Annotated in this window: 15 protein-coding genes; 7 read left to right on the top strand and 8 right to left on the bottom strand. The window is 56.1% G+C overall.

Annotated features, from left to right (window positions below; translation table 11 throughout):
* The first annotated feature begins 61 nt into the window (after positions 1 to 61).
* Both PAE68_RS01790 and PAE68_RS01785 read left to right on the top strand, forming a co-directional pair.
* Complete coding sequence (locus tag PAE68_RS01790; RefSeq protein ID WP_281883488.1) at positions 62 to 1,375, top strand: AAA family ATPase; 1,314 nt, start codon at positions 62 to 64, stop codon at positions 1,373 to 1,375.
* Positions 1,372 to 2,079 carry an HNH endonuclease gene (locus PAE68_RS01785; protein ID WP_281883486.1) on the top strand — a complete coding sequence of 236 codons (708 nt, stop codon included), beginning with the start codon at positions 1,372 to 1,374 and terminating at the stop codon, positions 2,077 to 2,079. The genes PAE68_RS01790 and PAE68_RS01785 overlap by 4 nt, the downstream gene beginning before the upstream one ends.
* Before the next feature lie 155 nt (positions 2,080 to 2,234).
* On the opposite strand, the gene cysK is transcribed toward PAE68_RS01785, so the two are convergent.
* The 3 genes from cysK to PAE68_RS01770 all read right to left on the bottom strand — a co-directional run bounded on the left by cysK (position 2,235) and on the right by PAE68_RS01770 (position 4,641).
* The gene (gene cysK, locus PAE68_RS01780) at positions 2,235 to 3,155 is read right to left on the bottom strand and encodes a cysteine synthase A (protein WP_281883483.1); all 921 of its coding nucleotides are present in this window, start codon (positions 3,153 to 3,155) and stop codon (positions 2,235 to 2,237) included.
* Between the two features lie 33 nt (positions 3,156 to 3,188).
* On the bottom strand, positions 3,189 to 3,896 hold the full coding sequence (locus PAE68_RS01775) for a DNA alkylation repair protein (protein WP_281883481.1): 708 nt from the start codon (positions 3,894 to 3,896) through the stop codon (positions 3,189 to 3,191).
* Positions 3,897 to 4,026: 130 nt separating this feature from the next.
* The gene (locus PAE68_RS01770; protein WP_281883480.1) at positions 4,027 to 4,641 is read right to left on the bottom strand and encodes a TVP38/TMEM64 family protein; all 615 of its coding nucleotides are present in this window, start codon (positions 4,639 to 4,641) and stop codon (positions 4,027 to 4,029) included.
* Positions 4,642 to 4,783: 142 nt separating this feature from the next.
* On the opposite strand from PAE68_RS01770, the gene PAE68_RS01765 reads away from it, so the two are divergent.
* The 4 genes from PAE68_RS01765 to PAE68_RS01750 are packed head-to-tail and all read left to right on the top strand — an operon-like array spanning position 4,784 to position 9,869.
* Positions 4,784 to 5,110, top strand: a complete 327-nt coding sequence (locus tag PAE68_RS01765) for a hypothetical protein (protein ID WP_281883477.1) — start codon at positions 4,784 to 4,786, stop codon at positions 5,108 to 5,110.
* Positions 5,111 to 5,137: 27 nt separating this feature from the next.
* Positions 5,138 to 5,446, top strand: coding sequence for a hypothetical protein (locus PAE68_RS01760; protein ID WP_281883475.1), 309 nt, complete (start codon positions 5,138 to 5,140; stop codon positions 5,444 to 5,446).
* Between the two features lie 12 nt (positions 5,447 to 5,458).
* Entirely contained in the window at positions 5,459 to 9,109 is a 3,651-nt protein-coding gene (locus PAE68_RS01755; RefSeq protein WP_281883474.1) for a multicopper oxidase domain-containing protein, read from the top strand.
* 52 nt (positions 9,110 to 9,161) lie between these two features.
* On the top strand, positions 9,162 to 9,869 hold the full coding sequence (locus PAE68_RS01750; protein WP_281883472.1) for a hypothetical protein: 708 nt from the start codon (positions 9,162 to 9,164) through the stop codon (positions 9,867 to 9,869).
* Positions 9,870 to 10,005: 136 nt separating this feature from the next.
* Here PAE68_RS01750 and PAE68_RS01745 read toward each other — a convergent pair whose 3' ends face one another.
* The 5 genes from PAE68_RS01745 to PAE68_RS01725 all read right to left on the bottom strand — a co-directional run bounded on the left by PAE68_RS01745 (position 10,006) and on the right by PAE68_RS01725 (position 14,622).
* Positions 10,006 to 10,512 carry a hypothetical protein gene (locus PAE68_RS01745; protein WP_281883470.1) on the bottom strand — a complete coding sequence of 169 codons (507 nt, stop codon included), beginning with the start codon at positions 10,510 to 10,512 and terminating at the stop codon, positions 10,006 to 10,008.
* An 86-nt stretch (positions 10,513 to 10,598) separates the two neighbouring features.
* A complete protein-coding gene (locus PAE68_RS01740; RefSeq protein WP_281883468.1) occupies positions 10,599 to 11,366 on the bottom strand; it encodes a MerR family transcriptional regulator in 768 nt (255 codons plus the stop codon).
* Between the two features lie 175 nt (positions 11,367 to 11,541).
* Positions 11,542 to 12,021: a transcription elongation factor GreA gene (greA, locus tag PAE68_RS01735; RefSeq protein ID WP_281883466.1), complete on the bottom strand. Its 480-nt coding sequence runs from the start codon at positions 12,019 to 12,021 to the stop codon at positions 11,542 to 11,544.
* A gap of 230 nt (positions 12,022 to 12,251) precedes the next feature.
* On the bottom strand, positions 12,252 to 12,992 hold the full coding sequence (locus tag PAE68_RS01730; RefSeq protein ID WP_281883464.1) for a response regulator: 741 nt from the start codon (positions 12,990 to 12,992) through the stop codon (positions 12,252 to 12,254).
* The gene (locus PAE68_RS01725; protein WP_281890851.1) at positions 12,964 to 14,622 is read right to left on the bottom strand and encodes an ATP-binding protein; all 1,659 of its coding nucleotides are present in this window, start codon (positions 14,620 to 14,622) and stop codon (positions 12,964 to 12,966) included. Before PAE68_RS01725 ends, PAE68_RS01730 begins: the two co-directional genes overlap by 29 nt.
* A 181-nt stretch (positions 14,623 to 14,803) precedes the next feature.
* On the opposite strand from PAE68_RS01725, the gene PAE68_RS01720 reads away from it, so the two are divergent.
* Positions 14,804 to 15,862 (top strand): DctP family TRAP transporter solute-binding subunit, encoded by a 1,059-nt coding sequence (locus tag PAE68_RS01720; RefSeq protein WP_281883463.1) that lies wholly within the window; start codon positions 14,804 to 14,806, stop codon positions 15,860 to 15,862.
* Positions 15,863 to 15,907 lie beyond the last annotated feature (45 nt).

Here is a 15,907-nt window from a genome sequence, read left to right as displayed (position 1 = left end):
AAAGTGAGGGAAACAGGGAATAAATTATTATTTAGTCATGCTATCACGGAGGATGATCAGATTGATTATTCACGAATTGAAAATGGAGAATTTCCATGGTTTTGAAAAAAGAGAAATAACATTTTCTAACCAATTTACAGTGCTGATTGGTGATAACGGTACTGGAAAGACAGCTGTTCTGGATGGATTAGCAATTGCTTTAGGGTCTTTACTTAGTGGATTCGATGGAGTGCATTCTAGACATATTAGAAAAGATGAAGTTCATAGAAAAACTTTTATTCAGGGTGGTTTATCGGATATACAATTACAGTATCCTGTAAAAATCTCTTGTTGTGGGACTGTTGAGGGAGAGTTGAAAACTTGGTCAAGAGCATTAAACGGAAAACATGGTACAACTACTAGTAAAGAAGCAAAATCAATCATGGATTACGCTAATTCTTTGCAAAAAAAGGTCAGCCGAGGTGACCCTGTTGTATTACCGCTTATATCATACTATGGAACTGGAAGGCTGTGGGTTCAAAAAAGGGAACGCAATGATTTTAAAATAAGGACCGATCGTTTAGGTGGCTATTCATTTTGCTTAGACCCTGCATCGAGTGAAAAACATTTCACTCGATGGATGGAGAAGATGACCTATATCGAACTGCAAAAAAAACAAAGAAAACAAGAACTACCAATTTTGGAGGCTGTACGTAATGCAATAAGTGTTTGTATGAAAAATTGGAAGACTATAGAATTTGACGTTGATTCTGAAGAAATCCGAGCAATTAGGGAAGATGGTACAATATTACCTTTTCGTATGTTAAGCGACGGTGTTCGTAACATGATTGGGATGATCGCCGATATAGCACATAGAATGGCTCAATTAAATCCGGGACTTGAAGCTAATGCTCTAAGTGAAACTCCTGGTGTTGTACTTATTGATGAGCTTGACCTCCACCTTCATCCGAAATGGCAACGTACTATTGTTAATGACTTAAAAAGAACTTTTCCAAGAATACAATTTATTGTAACATCCCATTCGCCATTTATAGTTCAGTCCCTTGAAGAGGGAGAACTTCGTCGTCTTCAAGAAGTAGATGATGATGAAGAAGTTATAAGTGAAAAATTTGTTAACAAAAGTATCGAGGATATTTCAGAGAGCGCTATGGGAATAGACGGTGTTCAACGTAGTGACAAACTGAACGAAATGTATAAGGTTGCCCAAGTATATTATTCGTTATTAGAAAAAGGAAAGGGCGCTACAGGTAAAGAAATTGAAGAGTTAAAGCGTAAATTGGATGAACTGGAGTCCCTATACAGTTCAGATGTGGCATATTACGCATTTTTAGAGATGGAAAGATTAGCAGCTGGATTGGGGAGAAATGGTGAATGAGACCAATAGAAAGAGGTTCAACTCCTAATGATGCAAATGGTCTCCCCATACAGTTTACAAAGTACCAAGAAGCAAGAGGTCATTTGATTGAAAGAATAGGAGCTTATTGTTCTTATTGTGAAAGGGCTCTTGGTGGGGATACAGCTGTCGAACATATACAGCCAAAATCTTTAGTACCAGGCTTAACACTTTCATGGGACAATTTCCTTCTTGCTTGTGTCAATTGTAATTCAATAAAAACAAATAAGCAGATTACTTTAAGCAACTATTTCTGGCCTGATAATGATAATACTGCAATGGCATTTGAATATTCAGTAGGAGCGATTATTTCACCGTCCCAAACACTTAATGCTCATCAAAGGCAGGTAGCCATAAATACTATAAAGTTGACTGGTCTTGATCGAGTTCCAAGTTTGGACCCATTAATTAATCCAGAGGCTACAGACCGTAGATGGAGAGAACGTAGAACTGCTTATGATAAGGCAGAACGTGCAAAGACAAGATTGAGGGATTCAGATACAATTCAAATGAGAGAGCAGATTGTGGAAACTGCAACATCTACTGGTTTCTTTTCAATTTGGATGAATGTGTTTAAAGATGATGTTAATATGATGACAAGATTTATCAGTGCATTTGTCGGAACTAGTATTAGTTGCTATGATACAAACTGTACGCTTATACCAAGACCAAATGGAGTTATATGATCCTAATTACTCAAAACGCCTGGGGGCAGCTTGGCTACGCTGTCAAACTCACTCAACCAACCCCACATGCCCACACACCAAACACCTAAACAAGCAAGGGCTCCACTGCCATCACCAGTGGAACCCTTGCTTATTCACGCTGCCCCAACCCACGCTCACTCCCCAAACAAATTCATACTCAAATACCGCTCCCCCGTATCTGGCGCGATACACAGCACGCGTTTGCCCGTGCCGAGCCGCTTCGCCACGGTCATCGCGGCGAACACGGATGCGCCTGACGATGGTCCGAGCAGCAGCCCCTCTAAGCGGGCGAGCTGCAGCATCGTCTCGATCGCGTCCTCATCGGCAATCTGAATAATCTCGTCGTATACGCCCGTGTTCAAGATGGCTGGGATGAAGCCAGGGCTCGTCCCGACGAGCTTGTGCGGACCGGGGCTGCCGCCGGACAGCACTGGTGAGCCCTTCGGCTCGACGACGGCGATGTGCAGCTCGGGCAGCTGTGCCCGCAGCGTCTCACCGGTGCCCGTTATGGTGCCGCCAGTGCCCGCCGTCGCCACGAACGCATCGAGTCGGCCGTCCATCTGCTCCATAATTTCCAGCGCGGTCGTGCTCCGGTGAATGTCGGGATTCGCCTTGTTCTCGAACTGCTGTGGGATGAAGCTGCAGGGGTGCTGCTGCTGCAGCTCCAGCGCCTTACGAATGGCGCCCGGCATGCGCTCGCTGCTCGGTGTCAGGACGACCTGTGCGCCGTACGCCTTCAACAGATTGATCCGTTCCTTGGACATGTTGTCTGGCATGACCAGTATCGCCTTATAACCCTTCGCTGCGGCGATCATCGCAAGGCCGATGCCCGTGTTGCCGCTCGTCGGCTCGATGATCGTGCCGCCAGGCAGCAGCAGCCCTTGCTGCTCAGCTGTCGTAATGAGGCTATACGCGGCCCGGTCCTTCACGCTGCCGGAAGGATTGAACCGCTCCAGCTTCACATAGACGTCCGCGGCCCCTTGTGGCACGATGCGCTGCAGCCGTACCGCCGGGGTATTGCCGATCAGCTGTGAGATATTCGTGTAGATACCCATCGATCGCTTCTCCTCACTTCGTCTGTTCGTCGCCTAGCATATGCAGGTCTTCCGCTTCTGACCGATCGATCCCCGCTCGGCAACCTTCTGAATGTACCCAGGAGCCTCGGGCACCTTACACGCCGTATCTCCCATGTTCACATTGACCTTCCCAAGCTGCCCGGCTGTATGCACCGCCTCCTCATGCAGCGGCTGCACGTAGCAGCCGACTGCGATGACGAAGCCATTCATCGTGTAGCGAACCCGGTTCTTCTGTGCATGGATCGTCTCCTCGACCCGCTTCAGCAAGCCTCTAAGCTCGTCCAGCGGCAATTCCTCGTCCGCCGTGATCGAGACGTAATTCGCATACGTGCTCCAGCCGCACGACTCGAGCAGCTCATCTTCCGCGTCGATCCACTCCCGAGCAAGCTCCAGTGCATAGGGACTCTCCGCTGTCACTTGAGCGACCGTGTACTCACTGAGCATATACCAGTTCGCCTCTTGTGCCCATGCGATCAGCTGCTCCTTCGTCATGCTCCTCGGGTTAACAGACAGTCCAGCCAAATATTTCGCATCCGAGTTACCCGTCCTGTATAGATCGAGCGCGAGCTGCTGGTTCTTCTTCACATGCTTCGTCAGCTTCTTCATATCCCCGACCTTGACTCCGAACAATGGCTCTGGCGCTCCGTGACGCACATACGTACGCTTCGTCTGCTCGCTCCCGAGCGCCTCCAGCTCCTGCATGACCTCATTCAGCTGCATCGTGGCTCCCTCCTTCGATCTGACAGATCTAATATCACCCGTACGCGGTGTCTCCTTCGGAATTCAAGCTCTTCTCCCGATTATACCGCACCGGCCAAATGCAGTGCCACCCGCTCCCCGCAGCAGGCCGCTATGTGCGGCTCCTGGTCCACAGCCTATACCCAAGCAGCAGCACAGCGAGGAACACACCATACACGGCGATGACAACGAGCAGCTGCCGCGGCTCCGTCACGACCGAGTCGCCGACGAAGGCGAACAGCAGCATCGCGGGTATTTTGCCCAAGGAGGAGGCTATGGTGTAGGTCAGCCAGGACACTCGGCTCAAGGCGGCGTATACATTAATAATAATCGAAGGAATGAACGGAAGCAGTCGGCTGAAGACGATCGCAAGGAACGCATTACGCTCGAACCAAGCGGTCACGCGATCAAGACGATGATACCGTTGCAGCAGTCTGCGCCCCCAGTCCTGATAGCCGTAGCGTACGAACAGGAACATCAGTACAGACGCCGCGGCTGAGCCGACCCACGTCAGCAGCCCGCCCAGCATGGGGCCGAAGGCCGCCCCGATGACGCTCCCGACGACCGGATACGGAATAATCGGGAACAGCGCCAGCAGCGTCGCGAACAGCGCTACGAGGAGCAGACGGTCCGATTGCTGCAGCCAGCCAAGCAGCACGTCGCCGTGCTTGAAGATGAAGTAAGATGCAACAACGTATACAACGATCATGCCTATTTTTTTAATCATAAGCTCCCCCTGTTCGCGCTCTCTCTATTGTCCCATTGTCGCATTCAACATACGGACAACGTATAATCCCATTTCCACATCAATAAACATAATCTGGAAGGCTTCCCGCACGGTGCAACCGCGATGAAAGGAGGACCCCGCTATGGAGAGAAAAAATAAAAAACCGTCCACCCGCAGACACAGACTGGTCAAGATCACGACCCGAGACCCGCTATTCCGCGATCTGCTCGGCAAAGAAATTATGCTCACGATGAGCGCGAGCCAGCTGAACCTCCTCGGACAGACGTTCCGTCCGATCTTCACGGGTACGGTTCGTGAGGTGACAGACAGCTACGTACAGCTCAGCCCCGTTACGATCAAAATGAGCAACGCGCCCTTCTTCCGGTTCCCGACGCCGCTGAACTTCCCGATCGAGCGCATTACCAGCTTCCTGCCGTTCGACGCCGATACGAGGTTCCCAATTCCTTAGTGTATACCAGTGGAGGTGAATGTTCCAATGTCTAAGAGCAAGGACCGCGAGCTCGCCTTCATCAACGCGATCCGACAGAACGACCTCGTGCAAGTATTCCATCGCAGCATCGGCAGTCGGGTTCTCGTGATGACCGGGCCGTTCCCTTTCCTCGTTATAGGCGAAATTAAGGGTACGCTCAGCGACTTCGTGCTGATTCAGATCGAGACGACACATGTTACGGAGATGGAGGGCAAGACGATTCGTATTCATGTCGAGAGCATCGAGACGTTCTATATTGAAGAAGAAGGCAAGCCGCTCATTCCCGACATTCAAGAGAAGCCTGAGCGCGACTAAGGGGGAATAACGGTGATACGGCAATTTCACATTGTTGCCATACCGATACGGATTGTGCTGAATAACTTCGGCGACCATAACCCGGACGGCATGATGTTCGTGCTGAAGGAGCACGAGGAGGAGGTATGCCGAGAAGTCGCCGAGCAGCCGTTCATGCCGGTCGACCTCGTGCAGCCGCTCGTCATTCGAGCGAACGTAGGCGATGAGATCGAGGTGACGTTCGAGAATAAGCTGCCCTTCGCCACATCGATACATATTCAGCGAGCCGAGTATGAGGTCGAGACTTCAGACGGAGCGTTCGTCGGCTTCAATGCCGATTCGACAGCGCCTCCGCTCCCTTCAGGCGAGCAGCGCCTATACCGCTGGTACGTCATTCGGGAAGGGATGCATATCTTCACCGATCTCGGGAATCCGCTGTCAGGCGAGCTCGGCTCCAACCTGAACGGGCTGTTCGGCGCCCTTATCGTGCAGCCGAAGGGCTCGTCGTGGACCGATCCCGTTACCGGGGAGCCGCTGCGCAGCGGGCTGTATGCCGACGTCCACCATCCGCTCCTCCCCTCCTTCCGGGAGTTCGCGTGGTTCTTCCACGATGAGATGGAGACGAAGAACATTCTCGGCGAAACGCCTATCGATCCGATGACGCTGCAGCCTGCGATGTCGACACAGGTCAACTACCGCAGCGAGCCGATGGGCAACCGGATGCGGCTCATTATGGAGGGGGTCGTCGGAATGGGCACCGACGGCGAGGAGGTGCACCATGACTCGTGGGTGTTCGGCGATCCCGCGACCCCTGTGCTGCGCTCCTATGTCGGTGACCCGGTGAAGATCCGTCTCATTCACGGTGGCGTGAAGGAGACGCATGTGTTCCACTACCACGTCCACCAGTGGCTGTTCGAGACGGAGGATCAAGATTCAGAGATTATCGATTCACAGGCGATCGGCCCGCAAAACTTCTACACCGTCTCGCCCCTGTACGGGGCTGGGAGCTTGCAGGAGGCGTTCGGGGATGTCATCGTCCACTGTCACTTGTACCCGCACTTCATGGACGGCATGTGGGGCATGCACCGTATCTTCAACACGCTGCAGAACGGAAAGCAGCGATATCCGAACGGAGTCCCGATCAAGAAGCTGCAGCCGCTGCCTGATCGACCGAGACCGCCGAAGCCGACGAAGGAGAAGCCCGGCTTCCCGAACTTCATCCCCGGCATATTCGGCAAGAAGGCGCCGCGCCCGCCGCTCGGCATCGTCGGCGGACGCGAGGCGACGCCGCTGGAGCGGAACCAATTCTCGCCAGATGCCGAACCCGGAGCTGCATTCGTCAACCCTTGCGTGAATGGAGATCCGCCTGTGCGCGAGTTCCATCTCGTTGCGATCCAGATGCCGATCTGCTACAACGATCACGGCTGGTACGACCCAGAGGGGCGGCTGTATGTGCTGGCTGAGGACGAGGAGGACGTTCGCAGCGGTCGCAAGCAGCCCGAGCCGCTCGTCCTGCGGGCGAATGCCGGCGACTGCATTCATATCACCTTCACGAACAAGCTTCCGGAGACGCTGGGCGGGAATGCGTTCCAGCTCGTCATCCGAACCTATGAAGCGTCCATACACGTCCACTTCGTCAAGTTCGATCCGCTATCCTCCGATGGTGCCAATGTAGGCTGGAACTATGACTCCAGCATATTGCCAGGGGAGACGATCCGGTATGTGTGGTTCGCCGACGTGGAGCTGCGCGGCACGTTCTTCCACGATCACTTGTTCGCCAACTCGCATCAGAATCACGGCCTGTTCGGCGGCCTGAATGTTGAGCCGCGCGGCTCGCGATTCCTAGATTCCCGCACTGGACAACCGCTGAGGTCGGGAGTCGAGGCGACGATCGTCAATCCGCTCATCCCGGATTTCCGTGAATTCTCGCTATTCGTGCACGATTTCGCCATGCTGTACGATGCGAAGGGGATGCCGCTTAATCAGCCGCCGTTCCCCGGCTCCATGGAGGATCCCGGTGTGATCGGTGTCAATTACCGGAACGAGCCGCTGCAGTTCCGCCTGCGAGGACCGAAGGATGATCCGGCATACGTATTCAGCTCCTTCCTGCACGGCGACCCGGTCACGCCGTTGTTCCACACCTATAACGGTGATCCAGTCCGGGTCCGGCTGTTCCAAGGCGCGCACGAGGAATCGCATTCGTTCAATCTGCACCGGCAGCGCTGGCGGCAGGAGCGGCGCGACCTCGATTCCCAGCTCGTCCAGCAGCAGCATATCGGCATATCCGAGCATTTCACACTGGAATTCGCTATGGAAGGCGACGGAGACTTCGACACGCTGTACCACTACGGCTCGCTCGATGATATATGGCTCGGCAACTGGGGCATCATCCGCAGCTTCAAGGCCATGACTCCACAGCTGAAGCCGCTGCCCGACCGCAAGCGTCCGCCGCGCAAACGAGTGAAGCAGGCAGACCGACATAAGCGCAAGCTGCCGCCGCCTGCCGCTGGGGCCACCATGCCGGGTCCGCCAGAGGCGCCGATACGTCGGTACGAGGTCGTGGCGCTGCAGACGAAGATCGTCTACAACAAGGCCGGCGATCACGACCCGTTCGGCATCGTATTCGCGCAGGCACGCGATGAGTGGGCGATCCGTGTCGGCCTGCTGAACCCGGAGCCGCTCATTCTACGTGCGAACGTCGGAGATGTCGTAGAGATCACACTCCATAACCGACTGACGGATTCCGTGCATGCCGATGAGCGGCAAGGCTATCCCGAGGTGCCGGTCGAGATACCGTTCACTCCGTCTCTGCGCATCTCCCTTCACCCTCAGCTCATCGCCTATGATGTGCGGAGCTCGGATGGCGCAACAGTCGGCTTCAACCCGGATCAGACGATTGCCCCTGGGGAGAGCATCACGTATCGCTGGTACATCGATCAGGACGTCGGCGCATGTAATCTATGGGACATGGCCGACCTGCGCCACCATCGCCATCACGGCGCCTTCGGAGTACTCATCACAGAGCCTAAGGGGTCCGTCTATCTGGACCCGTACACGCGGCGTCCTGTAGTCGGAGGCAGTCAGGTCATTATCTCCAACCCGTTGCTCGGAGAATTCCGGGAGTTCGTGCTCGTGATGCACGACGGGATCCGGCTCGTCGATCAGGAGGGCAATCTCATCATCGATCCGAACCCTATATTCGAGCTTGAAGAGGAGCAAGAGCCAGAGGACTTCGAGGATCAAGGCTCCCGTGCGTTCAACTATCGGGCTGAGCGGTTCATCCATCGGCTGAAGCGCGATCCCGATGTCGCCAAGGTGTTCAGTTCTACGGTGCATGGCGACCCAGCGACCCCCGTTTTCCTCGCTCATGAAGGCGATCGGGTTGTGATCCGTCATATATTCCCCGCTGATCGGGCAAGAGCGCACAGCTTCACCTTGCACGGCCACACGTGGCTACGTAGCGCAGCAGATATTAACTCCACCTTCATCGCGGAGAAGGGGCAGATTACGGTCGGCGACCACGATAGCTTCTTCCTCACGTTCGGCGCAGGGGGACTGTATGGGACAGCCGGTGACTATATGTATCGCTCTGCGAACCTGCAATGGGACGTCGAGCTCGGCGTATGGGGCATTATGCGGGTGCTGCCGCAAGGCAGCCTGCTGCTTCCACGCTTGAGGCGTTAAGCCATGTCTTGGTCTTGCCTAGCGCTTAGTGAAGGAAAGGAGTGACGCTGTCATGAAGCATACGAAGCATGTGCACGGGCGGGGCAATCGGCATAACCATCCGCGAAAGGTCCGCAGAAGACCAGGCATCACCTCGCCGACAAGTCCTCAGTCTCCCCAAGCTCAGGCGCGTCTGCAAGCTTGCATCGAGGAGGTCAACGAGCTGCTGCGCACGCTCGGCAATCCACAGGAGCCCGACAATCTGTCCTCCCTAAGGCTGCGCCTCCGATCCATGCGGGGGATAGCCGTGGAAGTGTTCTATGCTTGCAATGAAGAAGAAAAGCTCGCCAAGGGCCAGCTGCAGGATGCGGGAGCCGATTACGTCCAGCTGTGCAGGTCTGGCCGCATTAGCTTCATCCCCTACACAAGAATGCTCTCTCTTATTCGCAGCAAGCGGCATGTACCGATCGCCGGGCATCACCATCATTCAGTAATGGACCTCGATCCGAAGCTGAAGCGGCAGCTCGTGCTTGAATTCGGCTGCACCGTCTCGTGCCGTCCCGAGCTGCTCAACATCTTCTTCGGCATTCCGCTCAGTCTGCGGCTCGTCAGCTACCTCGAAGAAGAGGTCGAGGTGATCACAGACCGCGATGATGAAAGAGCTATCATACGAGGCACCTTGACCGAGAGCGATGAGCAAGCGCTCGGCGTACGGACAGCACCAGGCCGAGTCGTACGTGTTCAGCTCGAGCGAGTATGTCTAGTTCGCGTATTGCATTAGTATTTGCATTAGCATTTGCATTCTCAGTACATTCGCATTGCAGCCCAGCAAGCAGGAACCCGGCGCTCGCGCGGTATCCCTACTTGCTGGGCTGCGGCTTGTAGGGCAAGCTAGCTGCCAGCATAGCTGGAGCCCCTTATGCCCCGATCAGCTTCTTCACATCGCCAGGTCTGCAGGACGGGTCATCCCAACGCACCGCAATGATGCGGCTCTGCATAATCGTCACGACCGTCCGATCCACCTGCGCGATATCGACGTAGTCCGTACCTACGCTTGCGATCTCCCCGCTGACCTCCGTCTGTCCCTGCGCTCCCTCGAACTCAATCGTGACGCGGCAGCCCTTGGCGCGCAGCAGCTGGAAGTTGAGGTTGCCGGTCAACCCGGCAAGCCGCAGTCTGACCTGGTTATCGCATACGTTGATGGTAGAAGGAATACGGCAATGGTTATGCTTTGACCGATGGTGGTGTGCTTTTTTACGGCGGCGGACAGGCTTGGATGGCTTAGACTTACGATGCTTGCGTACTTCGTGGGCTGCTCCGTGCTTCGGACGTTTACGCTTGCTCCGCTGTACAGGCTTCGCTGAATGGTTCGTATGATGGATGGAGGCCTGACCCGGCTGCCATATCGTTTGGTTGTTATCCATAATTAAGAAATTCACTCCTCTCCCTTCCATCATACTGTCCACTTGCGCTCATGTGCTACGGACATTCGCCCACCTTACTACTTCCTTCAGTCCTTCGAAGCGCGGTCCGCATAGACCGTCATCGCCTCACACATGAACCGCGCGAGTCCGTCGCCGAACTGGTCGATGCTGCGCGTGAAGCGTTCATCCTCGACATAGAGCTGACCGAGCCCCTTGAACGCCTCCGGCGAATAGCTTCCGATGCGGTTCAGACAATCGTACCAGCGTCCGATCGCCTCCTGTGCACTCTCGCTGTCCGGTGACCCGTGGCGAAGCTGTGCCAGCTGCCGATAGATCTCGTTCATCTCGCTCTGCAGCGCCTCCTGCCCCGGCTTCGCGTAACGCGCAAGCTTCTCGCTTGCTTCATTCACCCTCTCATCTCCCCAGCGCTCACGTGCCTCGGCCTCGTACGGATTGCGGGTGAAGTCGAAGCCCTCGAACTTCTGCTCGTTCGTCATATCACATTCTCCTCTCTGATGCTGAATTGTCGTCTCCAGGGTAGCGAGGATGCGATTGAGCCGATCTCGCTTCTGCTGCAGCAAGCCATAATGCCGCACAAGCGCCTCCTGACGGTCATACGACGGGTCGCCGAGCATCTGCTTGATCTGCTTCAGCGGGACGTCAAGCTCACGCAGGACGAGAATTTGCTGCAGCGTATCGAGGCTCTCCTCCGCATACAGCCGATAGCCGGCTGCCGTCACCTGATCAGGCACGAGCAGCCCGAGCTCGTCATAGTGATGCAGCGTACGAACGCTAATACCCGCCAGCTCTGCGACCTCCTTGACCTTCAGTGGGCGCTGTCGCTTCTGCTTCATCTCGTGCTCCCTCCCTTCTCCTCTAGCCTACAGCCTTACGCAGCGTGAGAGTCAACTCCTTATATCAGCTGCATAGCAAAAACAGCCCCTATCCCTCAGACTCGCATCACACGAGCCTAAGGAGAGGCTGCTTCATTATTCGTTATCGTTGGTTCAACTGCCGTCCGAATCAGCCTTAGGCCATGCGGATCTCCAGCAGCTCATATTGAATCGTACCCATCGGCGCGGTCACGTTGATCTTATCGCCGACCTTCTTGCCGAGCAGCTCCTTGCCAAGCGGGCTCTCGTACGATATCTTGTTATCCATCACATCCGCCTCAGTAGGGCCGACGATTCGGTACTCGATCTTCTCCGAGAACTCGATGTCATTGACCGTCACAATGGAGCCGATGCTCACTTGGTCCGTCTTGATACTGCTGGCCTCGACGACACGTACATGCTTCAGCATGCGCTCCAGCGTCAAGATGCGCGTCTCCATGAACGCCTGCTCATCCTTCGCGGAGTGGTACTCGCTGTTCTCCCGCAGATCGCCATAGCTGATCGCTACCTTCAGACGCTCGGCCAGCTCGCGGCGCTTCACGCCCTTCAGCTCCTCTAGCTCCTGCTGAATCTTCTCAAGTCCCTCTTGGGTTACTATAATCTCATCGTTACTCATGTGCCCAGCTCCTGTATCTTGACTTCATCACTTTATATTACCAAATTGTTCGCCCTCCATGCAAAAGACAGCTGCATAACGCAGCATCTCCAGTCCAAAAAAACACCTTCTCCAAGGAGACAGCGCCCAATAATGAACAGCGAGCAATACATTGAGAACCGCTACCTCTGCTCTAACAGCAAGTATCGCACCAACGGCTTCTGATGCCGTATGGTACATTGCCTTCGAGCTCAGCTGGACGTCTTGTCAGTCCACACATACTTATTCAGCGGCCGTCCGACGCCGTATTGCAGATCTCTGCGCAGGTCGCCCGTCTTCTCCAGATACTCCAGATACCGTCTTGCCGTCACTCGGGCAATGCCAACGCCCTCGGCTACCTCCTCCGCGGAGAGCGGCTCGGACTGTCCCTTGAGGAACTGAATAATCTGCCGCATCGTCACCACCTGCAGCCCCTTCGGCAGCTCCCATGCCGCTGGACCGCTCGTGTCCGGCTTCACCAGGTCAGCTCCGACTGCAGAAGCCGCGGCGCCTAGTCGCTGGCCGAACAGCAGACGATCGAGCTCCGACTGCGTGACGGCTCGAGCGGAGACGAGCGTCTCCTTCTTATGCCTGTAATGCTCCAGCGCCTGCTTCACCCGTTCGAACTTGAACGGCTTCATAATATAGTCCGTCGCGCCGTTCTGCAGCATCCGCTCGATCGTCGCCATGTCGTTCGCCGCGCTAATGACGATGACGTCCACCGACAGCAGCTGGCTGCGCATCCGCTGCAGCGTCTCCACACCGTCGAGACCCGGCATGAATATGTCGAGAATGGCAAGATCCGGCTCCAGACGGGAAACGAGCTCCAAGCCTTCGGTGCCGCTCGATGCGACGCCGATCACCTCGAAGCCTTCGACCCGCTCTACGAACTGCCGGTTCACCTCCTGCACCATCGGATCATCCTCAATTAACAGTACCCGTATCCGCTCCATCGTCGCTGTCGCCTCCTTCCTGTGGTTGCCCCTTCCGCACGCTCTGTTTCTCCTGCCGCATAGGCAATGTCAGCATGAAGGTCGCGCCTGCTCCGGGTGACGAGTCGATGCGGACCGAGCCGCCCGCCTTCCGGACGATGCTTGCGATCAGGTGCAGCCCGATGCCTCGCCCGACTCCGCCCTTCGTCGTGAAGCCTCGCTCGAAGACACGCTCCTTCGTCGCCTCGTCCATACCCCTACCCGTATCCTCCACCAGCACAGACACGAGCTCATCATCCTGCTCCAGACTGACGAACACCTGCTTGTCTCCTTCTACGCCCTCGAGCGCATCGAAGGCGTTCTCGATCAGGTTGCCCAGCACGATGACGAAGTCGTGATGATCCAGACCAGCGGGAAACCGATGCAGCCGGCTCTGACGATCGATCGTCACCTCGATGCCCAGCTCGCGACCGCGGCTGATCTTGCCGAGCAGCAGCCCGGTCAAGCTGTCATGATGGATGCGCCTCGTTAAGAAGCGCGTCAGCTCCTCACGCTCCTCGACCATCTCGAATAAGTAGTCGAGCGCCTGCTCCTTATTGCCGAGCTGGATCAGCCCGCCGATCGTATGCAGCTTGTTCATATATTCATGGTTATGGACGCGCAGCGCATCGACGAACGCCTTCACTCCCGTCAGCTCCTCCGCCATGCGCGTCACCTCTGTACGATCCTGGAAAATGGCGACAGCGCCGACCGTCTCGCTGCCGATCTTGATCGGCACCCGATTGCTCAGGATGTGCTGACCGCCAATGACATGCTCCTGATTGTAGACAGGAGCATCCAGCTCCAGAATCTCGGGCAGCCGTGTATCCGGCAGCACCTCACGAATGCTGTGGCCGCGCACATCTCCCTCGATGTGCAGCATCTGCTTCGCCCTATCGTTGAAGATGGCGATACGCTCGTCCTTGTCGATGGCGATAACGCCCTCATGCATCGCGTGGAACGTCGCCTCGCGCTCGACCAGCAGCCGGGCGATCTCAGCAGGCTCTAGCTGGAACATCTGCTTCTTGATATGTGTCGCAAGCCGCCACGAGCCCCACAGCCCGAACGTGAGCGACAGCAGCACGATGATGGACGCCTGTCCGGACAGCTCCCGCAGCACCTGCCCCGCTGTCGGCAGGATGCGACCTACGACCACGACGCCGATCTGCGTCCGGTCCCCGCTCATGACCGGCACGATTGCGCGCAGCGCCGTGCCGAGCTCTCCCCTCGCCTGCGACACGTACGTGTGCTCGGCGAAGGCAGGCCCCTCATCGGCACCCTCGGAGACGGTGCCGATCTTGCTCTCAACCGGGTGCGACAGCCGCACCCGGTTCATATCCATGACAACGACGTACGTCACGTCGTTGATGATGCGCATGCGCTCGGCGGCGGCCTGCAGCTCCTCGCGCAGCTCAGGCCGCCCGATGCCGGCGATAATTTCCGGCTGCTGGGCGGCCGTGCGCGCCGTGATGAGCAGACGCCGGCCGAGCTCCTCCTCCTTCAGATGGAGGATGCCGCCGAGCAGAATCGTACCGCCGATCAACAGAGCGAACAGCACGATGCCGAAGGAGAGGATCGCAATTTTCCAGTTCATTTTCAGCCGCTGCAGCATGTTGTCCGCCTGCCCTTCCCGCAGCTCATATTGTGCATCCATCATACACCATGATCCGCTTCGCAACCAAGCATACACGCTTCAGGCAGCACCATAGGCAGCCATAGACGGACACGGCCTCAGATGGTATATACTAATCATCATAGACGCTTCACTACAATGCACGTAAGGGGGCACTCGCATGCGACCGTGGCTAGGCACGATGCTATTCATCATATTCGGACTGACCACTGCCGCATTGGTCGGCTTCTACCCCTCCTTCTCGTCCGGCCCCGTCGCTCAAGACGACGAGCAGCAGGGCTTCCAGGAGCAATATGTGATCAAGTTCAGCCACGTGGTGGCGGAGAGTACGCCCAAGGGGCTGGCAGCGCAGCGCTTCGCGGAGCTCGTGCTGGAGAAGACGGCTGGACGGGTGAAGGTGGAGGTGTATCCGAACGCCATTCTGCACACCGAGGCAACGGAGAAGGAGGCGCTTCTGCGCGGCGAGGTACAGATGCTGGCGCCCTCGTTCTCGAACATCTCGCAGATGTTCCCGGAATGGGCGGTGCTCGACCTGCCGTTCGCCTTCCTGTCGGACGAGGCAGTACAGGAAGCATTCCGTGGACCTGTGGCAGGCATCCTGTTCAAGAAGCTGGAGGAGAGCAACATGAAGGGGCTCGCGTTCTGGGGCAACAGCTTCAAGCAGATGACCACGAATCGCGGACCCCTGATCTACCCATCTGATTTCACAGGACAGCGGTTCCGCATCTTGCCGAGCCGGGCGATTCAGGCGCAATTCGAGGCTTTCGGCGCCACCACCCAGAAGATCCCGTTCAACCAAGCGTACCGTGCGTTCGAATCGGGAGCGGTGGACGGCGGTGAGAATACGGTTTCGAATATATGGAGCAAAAAGTTTTACCGTGTCCAAGGCTTCATGACCGTCAGCAATCACGGCTACCTCGGCTATGGCGTGCTGATGAACAAGTCGTATTGGGAGAAGCTTCCGAAGGAGCTGCAAGCCGCGATCGAGCAGGCGATGGAGGAGGCGACCGCCTGGTCCAATCTGAATGCCGCCGCGGTGAATGAGCGGGACCTGCAGCGGCTTCGCCAAGAGAGCGACATGCGGATTCATGTGCTGACCGCTGGCGAGCGTGCCGAATGGATGCGCCGATGGGAGCCGCTGTACGAGCAGGCCGAGACGCTCTACGGCCGCGAGCTTGTACAGGCGATCCGCGAGCTGCAGCGTAATTACGGCGGATAGAGAAGTGCGAGTCGCACGTACAGCAGCACAGGGCTGGCACATCAA

It is taken from the genome of Paenibacillus sp. YYML68, assembly GCF_027923405.1.
Classification (GTDB): Bacteria; Bacillota; Bacilli; order Paenibacillales; family NBRC-103111; genus Paenibacillus_G.
The sequence above is the reverse complement of the archived record's forward strand: the minus strand, read 5'-3'. Positions and strand labels throughout refer to the sequence as shown.

What these genes read in the sequence shown, in the direction of transcription:
- PAE68_RS01750 (WP_281883472.1), top strand. Translation starts at nt 9,162, where the DNA reads ATGAAGCATACGAAGCATGTGCACGGGCGGGGCAATCGGCATAACCAT.
- greA (WP_281883466.1), bottom strand. Translation starts at nt 12,021, where the DNA reads ATGAGTAACGATGAGATTATAGTAACCCAAGAGGGACTTGAGAAGATT.
- PAE68_RS01770 (WP_281883480.1), bottom strand. Translation starts at nt 4,641, where the DNA reads ATGATTAAAAAAATAGGCATGATCGTTGTATACGTTGTTGCATCTTAC.
- PAE68_RS01785 (WP_281883486.1), top strand. Translation starts at nt 1,372, where the DNA reads ATGAGACCAATAGAAAGAGGTTCAACTCCTAATGATGCAAATGGTCTC.
- PAE68_RS01720 (WP_281883463.1), top strand. Translation starts at nt 14,804, where the DNA reads ATGCGACCGTGGCTAGGCACGATGCTATTCATCATATTCGGACTGACC.
- PAE68_RS01775 (WP_281883481.1), bottom strand. Translation starts at nt 3,896, where the DNA reads ATGCAGCTGAATGAGGTCATGCAGGAGCTGGAGGCGCTCGGGAGCGAG.
- PAE68_RS01765 (WP_281883477.1), top strand. Translation starts at nt 4,784, where the DNA reads ATGGAGAGAAAAAATAAAAAACCGTCCACCCGCAGACACAGACTGGTC.
- cysK (WP_281883483.1), bottom strand. Translation starts at nt 3,155, where the DNA reads ATGGGTATCTACACGAATATCTCACAGCTGATCGGCAATACCCCGGCG.
- PAE68_RS01725 (WP_281890851.1), bottom strand. Translation starts at nt 14,622, where the DNA reads ATGCTGCAGCGGCTGAAAATGAACTGGAAAATTGCGATCCTCTCCTTC.
- PAE68_RS01730 (WP_281883464.1), bottom strand. Translation starts at nt 12,992, where the DNA reads ATGGAGCGGATACGGGTACTGTTAATTGAGGATGATCCGATGGTGCAG.
- PAE68_RS01745 (WP_281883470.1), bottom strand. Translation starts at nt 10,512, where the DNA reads ATGGATAACAACCAAACGATATGGCAGCCGGGTCAGGCCTCCATCCAT.
- PAE68_RS01740 (WP_281883468.1), bottom strand. Translation starts at nt 11,366, where the DNA reads ATGAAGCAGAAGCGACAGCGCCCACTGAAGGTCAAGGAGGTCGCAGAG.
- PAE68_RS01760 (WP_281883475.1), top strand. Translation starts at nt 5,138, where the DNA reads ATGTCTAAGAGCAAGGACCGCGAGCTCGCCTTCATCAACGCGATCCGA.